This window comes from Actinoplanes sp. G11-F43 (assembly GCF_050589265.1).
In the GTDB taxonomy this organism is placed as follows: domain Bacteria; phylum Actinomycetota; class Actinomycetes; order Mycobacteriales; family Micromonosporaceae; genus Actinoplanes.
The window spans coordinates 334,377-348,063 of the sequence record NZ_JBNZCE010000024.1 but is presented as its reverse complement, the minus strand read 5'-3'; the positions used below and the strand labels follow the sequence as shown (position 1 = coordinate 348,063).

12 protein-coding genes are annotated in these 13,687 nt (G+C 69.7%); 5 read left to right on the top strand and 7 right to left on the bottom strand.

What is annotated here, in order from left to right:
• The first annotated feature begins 22 nt into the window (after positions 1 to 22).
• Genes ACQ0O7_RS28595 through yicI form a run of 3 tightly spaced genes read left to right on the top strand, consistent with a single transcriptional unit; the run spans position 23 to position 4,059 of the window.
• Entirely contained in the window at positions 23 to 922 is a 900-nt protein-coding gene (locus ACQ0O7_RS28595; protein WP_430786221.1) for a carbohydrate ABC transporter permease, read from the top strand.
• Complete coding sequence (locus ACQ0O7_RS28590; protein WP_430786219.1) at positions 919 to 1,788, top strand: carbohydrate ABC transporter permease; 870 nt, start codon at positions 919 to 921, stop codon at positions 1,786 to 1,788. Before ACQ0O7_RS28595 ends, ACQ0O7_RS28590 begins: the two co-directional genes overlap by 4 nt.
• Positions 1,789 to 1,797: 9 nt before the next feature.
• On the top strand, positions 1,798 to 4,059 hold the full coding sequence (gene yicI / locus ACQ0O7_RS28585) for an alpha-xylosidase (RefSeq protein WP_430786217.1): 2,262 nt from the start codon (positions 1,798 to 1,800) through the stop codon (positions 4,057 to 4,059).
• A gap of 83 nt (positions 4,060 to 4,142) precedes the next feature.
• On the opposite strand, the gene ACQ0O7_RS28580 is transcribed toward yicI, so the two are convergent.
• The 3 genes from ACQ0O7_RS28580 to ACQ0O7_RS28570 all read right to left on the bottom strand — a co-directional run bounded on the left by ACQ0O7_RS28580 (position 4,143) and on the right by ACQ0O7_RS28570 (position 5,969).
• The gene (locus ACQ0O7_RS28580) at positions 4,143 to 5,408 is read right to left on the bottom strand and encodes a DUF418 domain-containing protein (RefSeq protein ID WP_430786215.1); all 1,266 of its coding nucleotides are present in this window, start codon (positions 5,406 to 5,408) and stop codon (positions 4,143 to 4,145) included.
• Between the two features lie 70 nt (positions 5,409 to 5,478).
• Positions 5,479 to 5,607 (bottom strand): hypothetical protein, encoded by a 129-nt coding sequence (locus tag ACQ0O7_RS28575; protein WP_430786213.1) that lies wholly within the window; start codon positions 5,605 to 5,607, stop codon positions 5,479 to 5,481.
• 41 nt (positions 5,608 to 5,648) lie between these two features.
• Positions 5,649 to 5,969 carry a hypothetical protein gene (locus ACQ0O7_RS28570; RefSeq protein WP_430786211.1) on the bottom strand — a complete coding sequence of 107 codons (321 nt, stop codon included), beginning with the start codon at positions 5,967 to 5,969 and terminating at the stop codon, positions 5,649 to 5,651.
• 178 nt (positions 5,970 to 6,147) lie between these two features.
• Between ACQ0O7_RS28570 and ACQ0O7_RS28565 the strand changes: the two genes are divergently transcribed.
• Both ACQ0O7_RS28565 and ACQ0O7_RS28560 read left to right on the top strand, forming a co-directional pair.
• Positions 6,148 to 8,583 (top strand): phosphoketolase family protein, encoded by a 2,436-nt coding sequence (locus ACQ0O7_RS28565; protein WP_430786209.1) that lies wholly within the window; start codon positions 6,148 to 6,150, stop codon positions 8,581 to 8,583.
• Positions 8,584 to 8,787: 204 nt separating this feature from the next.
• Positions 8,788 to 9,225, top strand: coding sequence for a peptidoglycan-binding domain-containing protein (locus tag ACQ0O7_RS28560; RefSeq protein ID WP_430786207.1), 438 nt, complete (start codon positions 8,788 to 8,790; stop codon positions 9,223 to 9,225).
• A 312-nt stretch (positions 9,226 to 9,537) separates the two neighbouring features.
• Here ACQ0O7_RS28560 and ACQ0O7_RS28555 read toward each other — a convergent pair whose 3' ends face one another.
• The 4 genes from ACQ0O7_RS28555 to ACQ0O7_RS28540 all read right to left on the bottom strand — a co-directional run bounded on the left by ACQ0O7_RS28555 (position 9,538) and on the right by ACQ0O7_RS28540 (position 13,666).
• Positions 9,538 to 10,290, bottom strand: coding sequence for an energy-coupling factor ABC transporter ATP-binding protein (locus ACQ0O7_RS28555; RefSeq protein WP_430786205.1), 753 nt, complete (start codon positions 10,288 to 10,290; stop codon positions 9,538 to 9,540).
• Between the two features lie 5 nt (positions 10,291 to 10,295).
• Positions 10,296 to 11,036, bottom strand: coding sequence for a cobalt ECF transporter T component CbiQ (gene cbiQ, locus ACQ0O7_RS28550; RefSeq protein WP_430786203.1), 741 nt, complete (start codon positions 11,034 to 11,036; stop codon positions 10,296 to 10,298).
• Between the two features lie 17 nt (positions 11,037 to 11,053).
• Positions 11,054 to 12,010 carry an Acg family FMN-binding oxidoreductase gene (locus ACQ0O7_RS28545; protein ID WP_430786201.1) on the bottom strand — a complete coding sequence of 319 codons (957 nt, stop codon included), beginning with the start codon at positions 12,008 to 12,010 and terminating at the stop codon, positions 11,054 to 11,056.
• Positions 12,011 to 12,082: 72 nt separating this feature from the next.
• Entirely contained in the window at positions 12,083 to 13,666 is a 1,584-nt protein-coding gene (locus tag ACQ0O7_RS28540) for a GAF domain-containing protein (protein WP_430786299.1), read from the bottom strand.
• Positions 13,667 to 13,687 lie beyond the last annotated feature (21 nt).

The window sequence follows — 13,687 nt, the reverse complement described above, 5'->3', positions numbered from 1 at the left end:
GCCGCGACGGAAAGGGTCCGGTATGGCCGGTCGTTCTAGCCGGGACCGCGGCTACGCGGTGTTCCTGATTCCCGGCGTGCTCGCCTCACTCGCGGTGATCGTCGTGCCGCTGGTGATGACGGTGTACTACAGCTTCACCAAGTGGACCGGTGTCGGCGACCCGCGCTGGGTCGGCCTCGACAACTACACCCGGCTGTTCAGCGACACCCTGTTCTGGCAGTCGTTCGGCAACATCGGCCTGCTCGTCATCGCGATGGCGATCATCCCGACCCTGCTCGGGCTGGTGCTGGCCGCGGTGCTCTTCGACTACGTCGCCAAACACTTCGGCGACCGGTGGGCCGGGCTGTTCCGCTCCGGCTACTACCTGCCGCAGGTGCTGCCGGTCGCGGTCACCGGCATCGTCTGGTCCTGGATCCTGCACCCGAGTTACGGCTCGCTCAACCAGATCCTGGACACCATCGGGCTCGGCTCGCTGGGCCGCAACTGGCTCGGCGACGAGAAGTACGCGCTGTACAGCGTGATGGCCGTGATGATCTGGTTCCAGCTCGGCTACCCGATCGTCATGTTCATGTCCGGGCTGTCGCGGATCGACCCGTCCCTCTACGAGGCCGCCGACCTCGACGGCGCGACCTGGTGGCAGCGGTTCCGCAAGATCACCGTGCACATGATCCGGCCCGAGTTCTACGTCGTGCTGGTCACCACCACCATCGCCGCCCTGAAGATCTTCGGGCAGGTCTTCGTGCTCACCAAGGGCGGGCCGAGCAACTCCACACTCGTCCCCTCGTACTTCGCGTACAAGAACTTCTTCGAGAAAGCCCAGGTCGGGTACGGCTCGGCGATCTCCACCGTACTCACGGTGCTGATCGTGATCCTCGCGTTCCTCTTCCTGCGTCTCCAGCACCGGTCGGAGGAACTGCGTTGACCGCGACCACGGTGGCGAAGACCCCCGCCCGCCCGTCCCTGCGCCACCGCAACCCGGTCCGGTTCTTCGTGCTGGCCGGCCTGCTGGTGCTGCTCCTGCTGATGATCGGCCCGATGCTCGCGGTCGCGGTCAACGCCGTCAAGAGCCCCGCCGAGTACGCCGCCAACGGCCCGCTGTCGATCCCCAGCACCCTCTACTGGGACGGCATCGTCGACTTCTGGAACCGGGTCGACTTCGGCCAGAAACTCTGGAACAGCTTCATCACCTCGCTGACCGTGGCCGTGCTCGGCGTCGTCATCTCGATCCTCAACGCCTACGCCCTGGGGATCGGCCGGGTCAAGGGCCGGGTCTGGTTCCTGATCTTCTTCCTGGTCGCCAACCTGCTCCCGCAGGAGGTGCTGGTCTACCCGCTCTACTACATCTCCAAGGAGGTGGGGCTCTACGACAGCCTGATCGCGATCATCATCATCTTCACGGTCATCCAGAGCGCCTTCGGCACCTACCTGCTCACCTCGGTCTACGCCGAGTTCCCCCGGGAGATGCTGGAAGCCGCGTCCATCGACGGCGCCGGCAAATGGCGCACCCTGTGGCGGGTGGTCGTCCCGATCAGCGCGCCCACCCTCGCGGTGCTGTTCACGTTCTTCTTCATCTGGACGTGGAACGAGTTCTTCCTGCCCCTGGTCTTCCTGGTGTCCAACGACAACCAGACGGTTCCGGTCGCCCTCGGCGTCCTCCAGGGCGACAAGATGATGGACGCCACCACGACCAGCGCCTCCGCCCTGATCGGCATCCTCCCCGCGATCCTCTTCTTCCTGATCTTCCAGCGCACCCTCACGCGCGGCATCGCCGCCGGCGCCATCAAGTAAAGGATCTCCATGAAGTTCACCGATGGCTATTGGCGTAAGCGCGCCGGCTACACCGTCCTGCACCCCGCCCACCTCCAGGACACCGCCACCGGCCCCGACTCGCTGACCGTGTGGGCCGCCACCAGGCCGATCACGCACCGCGGTGACACGCTGAACTCCGCGCTGATCACCATCGAGGCGACCGCGCCGGCCCCCGACGTCATCCGGGTGACCGTCTCCAACTACACCGGCGGCCGCCCGCAGACCCCCTCGTTTGCGATCTCCTCGTCGCCGGCCGAGGTGAGCACCGATCAGTACTCGCTGACGTCCGGCGGCCTGACCGCGCGGTTCACCCCCGGCGAGAAGTGGGGACTCGACTTCCTCGACCCCGACGGGCGGCGCCTCACCGGCAGCGGCTGGAAGGGCATGGGCGTCGTCACCGGACCCGACGGCGCCTATGTGCACGAGCAGCTCGACCTCGGCGTCGGGCACGTCGTCTACGGCCTCGGCGAGCGTTTCGGCCCGATCGTCAAGAACGGCCAGACCGTCGACATCTGGAACGAGGACGGCGGCACCAGCAGCGAACAGTCCTACAAGAACGTGCCGTTCTACTTCACCAACGGCGGGTACGGCGTGCTCGTCGACCACCCCGGCAAGGTGTCGTTCGAAGTGGCCTCCGAGATGGTCACCCGCACCCAGTTCAGCGTCGCCGGGCAGAGCCTGTCGTACCTGGTGATCTACGGCCCCACCCCGGCCGACGTGATCCGCAAGTACACCGCCCTGACCGGCCGCCCCGCCCTGCCCCCGGCCTGGTCCTTCGGACTGTGGCTGACCACGTCGTTCACCACCGACTATGACGAGGAGACGGTCAACAAGTTCGTCGGCGGGATGGCCGACCGGGACCTGCCGCTGTCGGTGTTCCACTTCGACTGCTTCTGGATGCGCGAATTCAACTGGTGCGACTTCGAGTGGGATCCGCGGGTCTTCCCCGACCCGGAGGGCATGCTCAAACGCCTCGCCGACCGCGGCCTGCGCACCTGCCTGTGGATCAACCCCTACATCGCCCAGCGCTCGCCGCTGTTCGCCGAGGGCGCCGCCAAGGGATACCTGCTCAAGCGCCCCAACGGCGACGTCTTCCAGTGGGATCTGTGGCAGGCCGGGATGGGCCTGGTCGACTTCACCAACCCCGAGGCCCGCGAATGGTACGCCGGGAAGCTGCGCCGCCTCGTCGACATGGGGGTCGACGCCTTCAAATCCGACTTCGGCGAGCGCGTCCCCACCGACGTGGTGTGGCACGACGGCTCCGACCCGGAACGCATGCACAACTACTACACGCAGCTCTACAACGAGGTCGTCTTCGAGGTGCTGCGCGAGGCCCGTGGTGAGGGCGAGGCGGTCCTGTTCGCCCGCTCGGCCACCGTCGGCGGCCAGCAGTTCCCGGTGCACTGGGGCGGCGACAACTCCAGCAGCTTCGAGTCGATGGCGGAGAGCCTGCGCGGCGGGCTGTCGCTCACCTCGTCCGGTTTCGGCTTCTGGAGCCACGACATCGGCGGTTTCGAGGGCATGCCCGACCCCGCGGTCTTCAAACGCTGGGTCGCCTTCGGCCTGCTGTCGTCGCACAGCCGGCTGCACGGCAGCTCGTCGTACCGGGTGCCGTGGCTCTTCGACGAGGAGGCGGTGGACGTGCTGCGCTCGTTCACCCACGTCAAATACCGCCTGATGCCCTACATCTTCGGCGCCGCCGTGGAAGCCCACCGCACCGGCCTGCCGGTGATGCGCTCGATGGCGATCGCCTTCCCCGCCGACGCCGGCTCGACCTATGTGGACCGGCAGTACATGCTCGGCCCCGACCTGCTGGTCGCCCCGGTCTTCTCGGCCGGGGGAGAGGTGACCTACTACGTCCCGGAGGGGCGCTGGACCCGTTACCTGCCGGCCGCCGGCACCGCATCGGTGATCGAGGGCCCGCGCTGGGTGACCGAGACCCACGGCTTCGACACCGCCCCGGTGCTGGTCCGCCCCGGCGCGGTGATCCCGGTGGGCGCCCGCCAGGACCGTCCCGACTACGACTTCCGGGACGGAGTCACCCTGCGCCTGTTCGACCCGGCACCCGGCCGCACCGCCGTGGTGGTCCCCGGCCAGGGCTCCGCCGACACGGTCTTCACCGTCGAGGTCACCGACGGCACGGTGGTGGTCGGCCGGATGGGCGACGAACTGCCCTGGCGCGTCCAGCTGGGTGAGCAGGTCACCGAACTGGCCGCCGACCAGGACAGCTGCACCCTCACCCTGGGTTAGCAGCCCGGAGCGCCCGGCCCCGCCCACCGACGGCGGCCGGGCGCTCCCCGCCTTCTTCCGCCCGGTCTTTCGTTCCCGGCGGGTCATCGGGTGGTCGCCGATTCCCGGTGCGGCGCGGACGGCCGGCCGCCGTAAGTGAAGCGCCTGGTCACGGTCTCGAACGGGCCGCGCCGTCCGGTACGGCGCATCCGGTCGGCGATCAGCACGGTGACCGCCCAGGTGGCGGTGGCCAGCACGGCCGTCGTGGTCACCGACAGCGTGCCGGACAGGTCCAGCAGGAACGGCGTGAACACCACCGCCCATGTCACCGACTGCATCAGATAGCAGCTCATCGACCGCTGACCGGTCGCCGCGATCGCCGTCACCAGGACACCCGGTCTCGTCCAGCGCAGGGCCAGCAGCGCGAACAACGCCGCGTAGCCGAGACCACCCAGCGTGCCGGTCGCGCTGTGCAGGGCGGCGATCCGCTCCAGCGCCGGCTGTGCCGGTGCCGTGGTCACCCCGGCCAGGACCAGGGCGATCGGCTGCGCGCCCAGGACCGCGGCGCCGATGCCGGTGACGGCGACGGTGACGAGCAGCCGGAGATGCTCGGCCGGCCGCTCCAGGACACGACGGCGGCCGGCCCACAGCCCGAGCGCGAACGGGCCGAGGAAACCGAGCGGGCCCAGCGCCGCCACCACCAATGCCACCGGAACCCGCTCGGTCACCATCGCCACCAGGTCCGGCGGCAGCATCGACGGGTCCGGGCCGGTCCGGCCGATCGTGGACAGATCGGCGTTCGGCAGCGCGTTCAGCGCCAGCAGGAGCACGGCCACGGTCAGCAGCCAGCGATCCCGCCAGAACACCATCAGGGCGCCGACCAGCAGCAACACCCCGTAGGCCGCGAGGATGTCACCGACGTAGAAGAGGGTGGCGTCGACCAGGCCCACCGCGATCAGCACCGCGGCCCGCCGCCAGAGCAACCGCCGCACACCCCAGCGGCCCGCGCGTGGCCCCGGGACCACCGCCTCGTCCGGAACCGCCGCAGCCCCCGGATCCACCGACGCCCGCGAAGGCCCGGTCGCGTCGTCGGACCGGGCGGCGCGCTCCCGCTGCCGCTGGACGATCCGGGCGACACCGTAACCGAACAGCAGGCCGAACATCGGGAACGCCCGTCCGTCGACGAACGTCGACAGCAGCCAGACGACGGCGTCGTCCACCACCGTGCCGCCCTCGGGATAACCGCCGAGGTGCGACGGGCCGCGCAGGAAGTAGTGGGTGTTGGCCAGGGCGATGAACAGAAGCATGAAACCGCGAGCCAGGTCCGGGCCGAGAGCCCGGGCCGCCGGCTCCAGAGGACCGATCCGCATGTGACGACCCTACGAATCGGGCCGTCCCCGGCGCATTTGGCGAAAGTCTAGGAGGACCCCCGACTTAAGTTCACCAGGCGAGTACGCCGTTCTCGTCCCGCAGCGTGCCGGTCGGGCCGTCGGGGCCGAGGGTGGCCAGGCGGACGACGACCGCGGCGCTCTCCGCCACCGGCCGGCCGATCCCGAAGGCGGCGGTCATGTCGGTGGCGGCGGTGCCGGGACAGGTCGAGCGTCACACCATCATGGACCGTCGCCGTCGTGGAAGCGGCGGGCCGTCTCCCGGTGGGCCGTGGCGACCTGCGGGTCCAGGCCCAGGTCGACCACCTGGTCGGCGAGGATCCGGTACTGCGCGGCGGCGTACTCCCGGCACGGGAGGCAGGTGACCCGGTCCGGGGAACCGGAGGTCATCGCGAACGGCACGCGCAGGCCGCACGGCGTGGACACCTCCGGCGGCAGGGTGGCGGCCAGGCCGAACAGCGACGCCACCATGTTGCGTTCGGCCGCGCGTGAGCGCAGTGCACCCGCTTCGACGTGGATGTGCGGATCAGCATGGGGTTCCATCCGGTCGATTATCACGCGCCGGGAAGTAACTGGACCTTCACTCAGGGATGGGATCCTGCCGTATGCCGGTGGGGGTAACGTCCCCAGCGGAGGGGACTAAAGACCCATGCCGCTGTTTCGCGGCGGGGATACGTTGATCGTGACAAGTCAGGAACTCGAAAGACTTCAGTCGAGAGGAATGACCGTGACCGCCGTTTCGGACAACCGGGCCGCCACGCTCGACCAGCAGGAACTCGTGCGGAAGCTCGCCGCTCCGGATGATGCCGAGGTCGCGAGCCTCGATGCCTGGTGGAGGGCGAACAACTACCTCACCGTCGGGCAGATCTATCTTCAGGGCAACCCGCTGCTGCGTGAGCCGCTGAAGAACGAGCACATCAAGCCGCGCCTGCTCGGTCACTGGGGCACCAGCCCCGGCCTGTCGTTCGTCTACGCCCACGTGTCCCGGCTCATCAAGCAGACCGGTCAGCAGGCCATCTACCTGGCCGGCCCCGGGCACGGCGGCCCGGCGCTGGTCGCGGCCGGCTACCTGGAGGGCACCTACTCCGAGGTCTACCCGAAGGTGGGCCTGGACGAGGGCGGCCTGCTCAACCTGTTCCGCCAGTTCTCCTCGCCGGGCGGCATCCCCAGCCACGTGTCGGTGACCACCCCCGGCAGCATCCACGAGGGCGGCGAGCTGGGCTACGTGCTGGTGCACGCGTTCGGCGCGGTGATGGACAACCCGGACCTGCTGGCGATCGCGGTGGTCGGTGACGGCGAGGCGGAGACCGGTCCGCTGGAGGGCTCCTGGAAGGGCGTCTCCTTCATCAACCCGGAGCACGACGGCGCGGTCCTGCCGATCCTGCACCTGAACGGCGCGAAGATCGCCGGCCCGACGGTCCTGGCCCGCAAGGACCCGGCCGAGGTCCGCAAGTTCCTGGAGGGCCACGGCTACGACGTCCTGGAGATCGAGGGCGACGACGTGCCGGGCATGCACCACCGGTTCGCGCAGATCCTCGCCGAGGCCTGGGGCAAGATCAAGAGCATTCAGGACGCCGCCCGCAACGGTACGTGGGACGGCAAACGCCCCAACTGGCCGCTGATCATCATGCGTACGCCGAAGGGCTGGACCGGCCCGGAGAAGATCGACGGCATCACCGTCACCGGCACCTGGCGCTCGCACCAGGTCCCGCTCTCCGGGGTCAAGGGCAACGACGAGCACCTGGCCGAGCTGGAGAAGTGGCTGAAGTCGTACAAGCCGGAGGAGCTGTTCGACGCCACCGGCGCGCCGGTCGACCTGATCAAGGACCTGGCACCCGACGGTGACCTGCGGATGAGCGCGAGCCCGCACGCCAACGGCGGTCTGCTCACCAAGGACCTCGACATGCCGGACTTCCGCGACTACGCGTTCGACGTGAAGAAGCCGGCCGCCGACCGTGCCGAGTCCACCCGCAAGCTGGGCGAGATGATGCGCGACATCTACTCGCGCAACCCGGACAGCTTCCGGCTGTTCTGCCCGGACGAGACCAACAGCAACCGGCTCGGCGCCGTGTTCGAGGTGTCCGACCGCGGCTTCATGGAGTCGACCACCGCCGACGACGTGAAGATCAGCAACAAGGGCCGGGTCATGGAGGTGCTCTCCGAGCACAACTGCCACGGCTGGCTGGAGGGCTACAACCTCACCGGGCGGCACGGCATGTTCGCCACCTACGAGGCGTTCGCCATGGTCAGCGCGTCGCAGACGGTCCAGCACGGCAAGTGGCTGCAGGAGGCCTCGCACCTGCCCTGGCGCGCCAAGGTGCCCAGCCTGAACATCCTGCTCACCTCGACCGCCTGGCGCAACGACCACAACGGCTTCTCGCACCAGGGCCCCGGTCTCATCCAGGTGGTGCTCAACCAGCGCGGCAACGTGGCCCGGGTGTACCTCCCGCCGGACGCGAACACGCTGCTCTCGGTGGCCGACCACTGCTTCCGGTCGAAGTCGTACGTCAATCTGATCGTCATCGACAAGCAGCCGCAGCTGCAGTGGCTCACCATGGACCAGGCGATCGAGCACTGCAAGCAGGGCGCGGGCATCTGGGAGTGGGCCGGCAACGACGACGGCGGCACTGACCCGGACATCGTCCTGGCCTGCGCCGGTGACGTGGTCACCATGGAGACGGTGGCCGCCGCGCAGATCCTCAAGGAGAAGCTGCCGCAGCTCAAGGTGCGCGTGGTCAACGTGGTCAACCTGATGACCCTGCCTCGGCCCAAGGACCACCCGCACGGCATGAGCGAGACTCTGTTCCGCGAGCTGTTCACCGACACCGTGGACGTGGTGTTCAGCTTCCACGGCTACCCGGGCGCCATCCACCAGCTGGTGCACGGCCGGCCGGACGCCGACCGGTTCCGGGTGCGCGGCTTCATCGAGCAGGGCACCACGACCACCCCGTTCGACATGACGGTCCGCAACCGGGCGTCGCGCTACCACCTGGTGATGGACGCGATCAACAACGCCAAGCGGCTCCCGGCCGGCGCCACCGAGCTGAAGGCGTGGTGCGAGCGGCAGCTGGCGAAGCACGAGAAGTACGTGGTCGAGCACCTCGAGGACATGCCGGAGGTCCGGGACTGGTCGCTCGGCGACTGGGCCGAGCACTGATTGTTCGGTAGTGAGCATTACCGCGCGCGAATCCACAGGTTCGCGCGCGGTTTGCTTATCGGCTCCCACCAATCGGTCAGCAAGAAGGCAACAATTCTTGCGAAACCGCAGTCGAGACACTTCTCACCCTTTTATTCATCGGTTGGTCACGCGAAAGTAGGGGTACTAACCCGTCGCTCGACGATGAGGAAGGGGTACCCCTCTGTGACTGCCTCCCTGAACCCCTGGCCGACGACCCGGCAGGGCTCCACCGACCACCCGGTGCAGACCCTGCAATATCTGCTTCTGGCCCACGGTCACACGGTCGCCGTCGACGGCGTGTTCGGCCCGGAGACCGGCGCCGCGGTGCGCGCCTTCCAATGGGCCAAGAGCCTCCCCGACAACGGGGTGGTCGACTCGCCGACCTGGCAGGCGCTGCTCGTCGAGGTGCGCCCCGGCTCCTCCGGCAGCGCGGTGCGCGGCTTGCAGGAGGAGTTCGCCCTCGACGACAGTGACGGGGTGTACGGCCCGAAGACCGAGGCCGCCATCCGCGACCTGCAGCAGACGCTGCGCCTGCCGGTGGACGGCATCGCCGGCCCGCAGACCTGGCAGGCCATCGTCGGCGGCCTGCGCGAGGCGGCCCCGCTCAGCAAGGCGGCCTGACCCACCCTCCAGCGTGGTGACTTCCGGGGCGCTCCGCGCCGGAAGTCACCACGCTGTGCCGTTTCCACCCTCGTGTGCCGCGCTCCGGCGCGCTCCGTGCCGGAAGTCGGCACGCGGTTGGGTGGTGGTTGTTGTGTGCCGCGTTGCGGTGCGTTCCGTGCCGGAAGGTGGCACGTGGTTGGGTGGTGGTTGTTGTGTGCCGCGTTGCGGCGCGCTCCGCGCCGGAAGGTGGCACGCGGGTTGGTTGTGGTTGTTGTGTGGCGCGGTGTGGTGTGTTTCGCGCCGGAAGGTGGCACGCGGGTTGGGGTTTGACTATGGCCGGCGGAAGGACGGGTCGAAGCCGAACGGCAGTTCCAGGCGGTGGGCGGCCATCAGGTCACGGTCGGCCAGCAGGTCGCCGGTCGGGGCGTCGGCCACGATCCGGCCGCCGTCCAGGATCACCGAGCGGGGGCAGAGCTCCAGCGCGTACGGCAGATCATGGGTCACCATCAGCACCGTCACCGGCAGGGCGAGCAGGATCTCGGCCAGTTCCCGGCGGCTCGCCGGGTCCAGGTTGGACGACGGCTCGTCCAGCACCAGGATCTCCGGCCGCATCGCCAGCACCGTCGCCACCGCCACCCGCCGGCGCTGCCCGAACGACAGGTGATGGGGAATCTGGTCCCGATATGCCAGCATGCCGACAGCCGTCAGGGCCTCGGTGACGCGGGCTTCGAGCTCGGTACCCCGTACCCCCGAATTGGCCGGGCCGAAAGCGACGTCCTCCGCGACCGACGGCATGAACAGCTGGTCGTCGGGATCCTGGAAGACGACGCCGACCCGGCGGCGGATCTCGGTGACCGCCTCGCGGTCACCCGGGACGACCGGCAGACCGGAGATCTCCACCCGGCCGCCACCCCCGTGCAGGATGCCGTTGAGATGCAGCACCAGGGTGGTCTTGCCGGCGCCGTTCGGGCCCAGCAGCGCCACCCGCTCCCCGGCGGCGACGGTCAGATCGACACCGTGCAGGGCCGTCCGGCCGTCGGGATAGGCGTACGTGAGCCCGCTGATGCGCAACGCCGGAGTCATGGCGATCATGCTAGAGCGAGGGCGATCCCGGCCGCGGCGACCGGCAGCATCGAGGACAGTGCCCACTCCCGGGCCGGTGCGGCAGCCCTGTCCGGCGACGGCATCCGGCCGGTCCAGCCACGGGACAGCATCGCCAGGTAGACGCGCTCGCCCCGCTCGTACGACCGCAGGAACAGCGACCCGACGCCGACCGCGAACGCCTTCGCCTGCCACAGGAACCGGGGATCGTAGCCGCGGGAGATCCGGGCGATTCGCATCCGCCGCGCGTCGCCGGCCAGCACGTCGATGTAGCGCAGCATGAACATCATGATCTGGGTGAGCACCGCCGGGCAGCGCAGCCGGTCCAGGCCGGTGATCAGATCCCGCATCGGGGTGGTGGCGGCCAGCAGCAGCGACGCCAGCACCCCCAAGGTGCCCTTGGCGAAGATGTTCCAGGCGCCGAGCAGGCCGTCCACCGACAGCGACAGGCCCAGCCAGTCCACCCGATCGCCGGCCCCGAAGATCGGCAGGGCAATCGCCAGCAGCACGAACGGCAGCTCGATGGTGGCCCGCTTGAGCAGCCACAGCGGTGGGATCCGGGCCAGCGCCGCGACGATCGCGATCAGCGCCGCGAACCCGCCGAACGCGGCGAACCCGGTGCGTGGTGTGAGCACCACGACGATCGTGAACGACAGCACCGACGCGATCTTCACCTCGGGGGAGAGCCGGTGCACCGGGCTCTCCCCGTCGAGATGCAGCACCCTCATGGCGCCAGACTAGACGGCTATCCGATGATCACGTCGGACACGTCGCGGCGGGGGGACGGGTGGCCGGGCTGGCCGTACCCGATCCGGAACGCGATCTGCGGGAACCCGGACCGCCCCAGCGACCGCCGCAACTGGTCGCGGGCCGGCGGCACCTCGATCGGCTGGGAGATCATCGAACTGGCCAGTCCCGCGTCGGTGGCGGTCAGCAGCACGTGCTGCAGCGCCTGCCCGGCCATCAGCTGGTCCAGCTTGCGGTCCCCGGCCGTGCCCAGGATCCCGACCAGCGGCTCCGGCTCGTAGTCACGGCCCGGCGCCCGCCGCCGGCCGCCGAAGTTGCGCTGCGGCAGCAGATCCTGCGCCTCGGCCACCGACGCGGCGGCCACCGCCGGGATGCCGTCCTCCGCCGACTCGGTGTCCGTCCAGGTGATCAGCTCGGCCTGGTAGCGGGCGTCCCGGCGCAGCACCCGGTCGGCACTGTGCGCGATCTCCGAGAAACCGGTCAGCGCGGTCATCCCGACCAGCAGGTCCAGCCAGGTGCCCTCGACCCGGGCCGCCTCGATCAGGCGTACCCGCACATCGGCCGGCACCGGATCCGGCCAGAACGGCTCACGGTTGCTGTAGCGGCGTTCGATCGCCGCGTACAGATCCCGCTCGGTGTAGGTCGGTGGCCGGTGCCGGGCCGGGCTCAACCGGGCGATCACCTCGGGTTCGGTGCTCTCCGGCAGCAGCAGCACATCGGCCGGGGTGCCCGCCCACGCCAGGGCCAGCCGGGCGTTGAAGGTGGCCGCGCCCAGGGCCAGCCGCATCGCCCAGCCACCGTCGTCGGCCACCGCGAGCTGCCGGCCCGGATCGGACAGCACCTCGATGGCCCCGTCACGCAGGCGGAATCCCCACGGCTGGCTGTTGTACATGGAGGGGGCCTGGATCCCGGCCGCGGCGGCGCGCCGGAGGTCGGACGAGTCGTAGCGGTTCACGGCGATTCTCCTTCACTGTCTCCTACACCGTGCCCCGCGAGGGCTCCCGCCGATAAGGGCCGAAGGTCCCGGTCAACCGCCGATCGGAACGCGCCACGTCATCAGCGTGCCGGGCCCGTCCGAACGGGGGCCGATGTCGAACCCGCCGCCCAGGTCGTGTGCCCGTTCGCCCATGTTCACCACACCGCCGCGGGCCAGGGCCGGGTCGATGCCCACCCCGTCGTCCTCCACCTGGAGGATCACCTGCCGGCCGTCGACCCGCACCGACACCCGGACACTGCTCGCCTTGGCGTGCCGGGCCACGTTCGACAGGGCCTCCCGCAGCACCGCCATCAGCTCCGGCACGATGTCGTCCGGCACCGCGCTCTCCACCGGCCCGGTGGTCTCCAGCGTCGGCCGGAACCCCAGCGTGTCCAGCGCCGCGTCACAGGTGTCCCGCAGCTCGGTGCGCAGTGTGGCACCCACCGGCGCCCGCAACTCGAAGATCGACCGGCGGATGTCCCGGATGGTGGCGTCCAGGTCGTCGACGGCCGCGTTGATCCGCTGCGTCACCTCCGGCCGGACCCCCGGCGCCATCGCGCCCTGCAACTGCATACCGGTCGCGAACAGCCGCTGGATCACCACGTCGTGCAGGTCCCGGGCGATCCGCTCACGGTCCTCCAGAACCGCCAGCAGCTCCCGCTCCTCCTGCGCCCGGGCCAGCTCCAGAGCCAGCGCGGCCTGCCCGGCGAACGTCGACAACAGCGCCGCGTCGTCGGTGCTGGCCGGACGGCTCACGATCAGCACACCCTGCGGGGTGCTCTTCAACGGCGCGACGATGGCCGGACCGTCCGGCACCTGGCCCGGCCACTCGGCGGCGTCACACAGGTTCTCCACCAGGCGATACTCGTGATCGGCGTCGAACGCCGGCACCATCTTCCCGGTCAGCGCCGAATCGGCGCCCTCCACCACCTCGATCCGGTACCGGTCGCTGACACTCTCCCGCAACAGCACCAGCACCAGCTCGGCGTCGGCCACCTCCCGGGCGTGCCGGGCGATCAGGCGCAGCGCCTCGGTCCGGCGCACCGTGCCCAGCAGCAGGCTGGTGATCTCGGCGGCCGCCGCCAGCCACCGCTGACGGCGCTGGGCCAGCTCGTACAGCCGGGCGTTGTCGATCGCCACGCCCGCCGCCGCGGCCAGCGCGACCACGATCTCCTCGTCGTCGTCGGTGAACTCGTCGGCGCCCAGCTTCTCGGCCAGATAGAGGTTGCCGAAGATCTGGTCCCGGGTGCGCACCGGGACACCGAGGAAACTGTGCATCGGCGGATGGTGGGCCGGGAAACCGTACGACCGGGGGTGCCTGGTGATGTCCGGCAGCCGCACCGGCTTCGGATCGGTGATCAGCAGCCCCAGCACACCCCGCCCGTGCGGCAGATCGCCTATCTTCGCGTGCGCCTCCGGGTCGATGCCGTGCGTGACGAAGTCGGACAGGCTGCTGCGGTCCGGGCCGAGCACGCCCAGAGCGCCGTACCGCGCCCCGGCCAGCGCACACGCCGCCTCCACGATCCGCTGCAACGTACTGTTCAGGTCCAGGTCGGTGCCGATGCCGACGACCGCGTCCAGCAGCGCTCTCAGACGCTCCCGGCTGGTGACGATGTCGCCCACCCGGTTCTGCATCTCCTGAAGAAGCTCATCGAG

Coding starts and splice junctions, on each gene's coding strand:
- ACQ0O7_RS28595 (WP_430786221.1), top strand. CDS start 23: ATGGCCGGTCGTTCTAGCCGGGACCGCGGCTACGCGGTGTTCCTGATT.
- yicI (WP_430786217.1), top strand. CDS start 1,798: ATGAAGTTCACCGATGGCTATTGGCGTAAGCGCGCCGGCTACACCGTC.
- ACQ0O7_RS28580 (WP_430786215.1), bottom strand. CDS start 5,408: ATGCGGATCGGTCCTCTGGAGCCGGCGGCCCGGGCTCTCGGCCCGGAC.
- ACQ0O7_RS28575 (WP_430786213.1), bottom strand. CDS start 5,607: ATGACCGCCGCCTTCGGGATCGGCCGGCCGGTGGCGGAGAGCGCCGCG.
- ACQ0O7_RS28570 (WP_430786211.1), bottom strand. CDS start 5,969: ATGGAACCCCATGCTGATCCGCACATCCACGTCGAAGCGGGTGCACTG.
- ACQ0O7_RS28565 (WP_430786209.1), top strand. CDS start 6,148: ATGACCGTGACCGCCGTTTCGGACAACCGGGCCGCCACGCTCGACCAG.
- ACQ0O7_RS28555 (WP_430786205.1), bottom strand. CDS start 10,290: ATGACTCCGGCGTTGCGCATCAGCGGGCTCACGTACGCCTATCCCGAC.
- cbiQ (WP_430786203.1), bottom strand. CDS start 11,036: ATGAGGGTGCTGCATCTCGACGGGGAGAGCCCGGTGCACCGGCTCTCC.
- ACQ0O7_RS28540 (WP_430786299.1), bottom strand. CDS start 13,666: ATGCAGAACCGGGTGGGCGACATCGTCACCAGCCGGGAGCGTCTGAGA.